This is a genomic window from Streptomyces sp. B15 (genome assembly GCF_018070605.1).
In the GTDB taxonomy this organism is placed as follows: domain Bacteria; phylum Actinomycetota; class Actinomycetes; order Streptomycetales; family Streptomycetaceae; genus Streptomyces; species Streptomyces smyrnaeus.
In genome coordinates this window covers 1-2297 of the sequence record NZ_JAGPXJ010000193.1, presented here as the reverse complement: position 1 = coordinate 2297, position 2297 = coordinate 1, and the positions used below count along the sequence as shown (strand labels likewise).

Below are 2297 nucleotides of genomic sequence, written 5' to 3'. Positions count from 1 at the left end.
GCGTGGCTCCTCGTACCCGTCGAAACGCCCGAGGGGCTGCCGGCTGCGGAGGCCGCACGTGCGACGACGCACCGGGTGCTGTCGCTGCTGCGGGAGTGGCCGGCGGCCGACCGCTCGCCGCGCACCCGGCTGGCCCTGCTCACCCGAGGTGCGGTGGCCGCGCTGCCCGACGAGGAGCCGGACCCCGCCTCGGCGGCGGTGTGGGGGCTGGTACGCAGTGCCCAGGCGGAGCATCCGGACACCTTCGCCCTGGTCGACCTCGGTGCCGAAGCCGACACGGCGAGGCTGGGCGCGGCGCTGGCAGCGGACGAGCCCCAAGTGGCACTCCGCGACGGCGCCCTGCTGGTTCCCCGAGTCGCCCGTCGGCGTGCCCAGGGTGCCGAGGCCGCGTTCGACCCGCGGACCACGGTGCTGGTCACCGGCGGCACCGGCGGCCTGGGCGCGCTGGTCGCCCGCCATCTGGCCACCGGGCACGGCGTACGGAACCTGCTGCTGGCCAGTCGTCGGGGGATGTCCGCTCAGGGAGCGCCGGCCCTTGTCGAGGAGCTGACCGGGCTCGGGGTGCACGTCCGGGTCGCCGAGTGCGACGTCTCCGACCGGGCAGCGGTGGCCGCGCTGCTCGCCTCGGTACCCGACGAGCACCCGCTGGGCGCGGTCGTCCACGCGGCCGGCGTCCTCGAGGACAGCCTGATCACCTCGCTGACCGACGACGCACTCGACCGGGTGCTGCGGGCCAAGGCCGACTCCGCCTGGCATCTGCACGAGCTGACAGCCGAACACCGGCTCGGGGCCTTCGTCCTGTTCTCCTCGCTGGCGGGCGTGCTCGGCGGCCCTGGACAGGGCAACTACGCCGCGGCCAACGCCTTCCTCGACGCGCTCGCCCAGGCCCGGCGGGCGACGGGGCGGCCCGCGACATCGATCGCCTGGGGGCTGTGGGAGCAGCCCGGCGACATGACCGGGCACCTCGACGAGAGCGACACCTCCCGCCTGGCCGACAGCGGAGTGATCGCCCTGTCCGCCGAGGAAGGGCTCCACCTGCTGGACGCGACCCTCGACTCTCCCGACCCCGTCGTGCTGGCCGCCCGCCTCGATCTGGCCGCGGTGCGCGCACAGGCCGCCGCCGGGATGGCCCCACCCGTGCTGCACGGCCTGGTGCCAACGGGGTCGGCCCAGCAGGCCGCCACCCCGGCGGCCACCGTCGAGACGCTGGCCGGGCTGTCCCCGAGCGACCGGGAGAACGAGGTGCTGCGCCTGGTGCGGGGCGAGGTCGCCGCAGTGCTGCGGTACCCGGGCGCGGACGCGGTACCACCCGACCGGCCCCTGAAGGACATCGGTCTGGACTCACTCGGTGCGGTGCAGCTGCGCAACCGCCTCAACACGATGGCGGGCCTGCACCTGCCGGCGACGGTGATCTTCGACCACCCCACGCCGCGGTCGGTGGCCTCGGTCGTACTGCGGGAGCTGTTCGGCTCCCTGACTACCGCCGCGCAGGACGGTACCGATCCGGACGGCCCCGAGGACGCCTTCGATCCGGCCGCCGGAGTCGATGACCTGGATGCCGAAGAACTCGTCCGACTGGCGCTGAGCGACAACCGAGACGACTCGTGAGATTGGACCCTCGATGGCTGTTGACAACGACGACGTCCTGACCGCGCTGCGCTCGGCGATGAAGGAGAACGCCCGGCTACGTCACCGGGAGGAGCGGAGCCGGGAGCCGATCGCGGTGGTGGGGATGGCCTGCCGCCTTCCGGGCGGGGTGAACTCGCCGGAGGAGTTGTGGCGGTTGGTGGCCGAGGGCCGGGATGCGATATCCGGCTTCCCCACCGACCGGGGCTGGGACATCGACGCGGTCTACCACCCGGACCCGAGCCATCCGGGGACGAGTTACGTGCGCTCGGGCGGCTTCCTGTCGACCGCGACGCAGTTCGATCCCCGCTTCTTCGGGATCAGCCGACGGGACGCGCTGGCGATGGATCCGCAGCAGCGGTTGCTGCTGGAGGGTGTGTGGGAGGCGTTCGAGAACGCCCACATCGACCCCGAGAGCATGCGCGGCAGCCGGACAGGCGTCTTCGCGGGCACCATGTTCCAGGACTACTCCCACCTCACGCGCGCCAACTCCGAGCAGGTCGCCGGACGCTGGGGGCTGGGGACCCTCGGCAGCTTCGTATCGGGTCGGGTGGCGTATACGTTCGGGTTCCAGGGGCCCGCGTTGACGGTGGACACCGCCTGCTCCTCCTCCCTGGTCGCCACCCACCTGGCCATCCAATCCCTACGCCAAGGCGAAAGCACCCTCGCCA

Annotated in this window: 2 protein-coding genes; both read left to right on the top strand. The window is 73.0% G+C overall.

The genetic code is table 11. The annotated features are described in order from the left end of the window. On the top strand, window positions 1–1608 hold a 1608-nt coding region (locus KBY19_RS35745; protein ID WP_210967506.1), incomplete at its 5' end, for a beta-ketoacyl reductase. 13 nt (window positions 1609–1621) lie between these two features. After that, window positions 1622–2297 (top strand): polyketide synthase (locus tag KBY19_RS35740; RefSeq protein WP_282107158.1); only part of this gene is annotated, 676 nt, incomplete at its 3' end.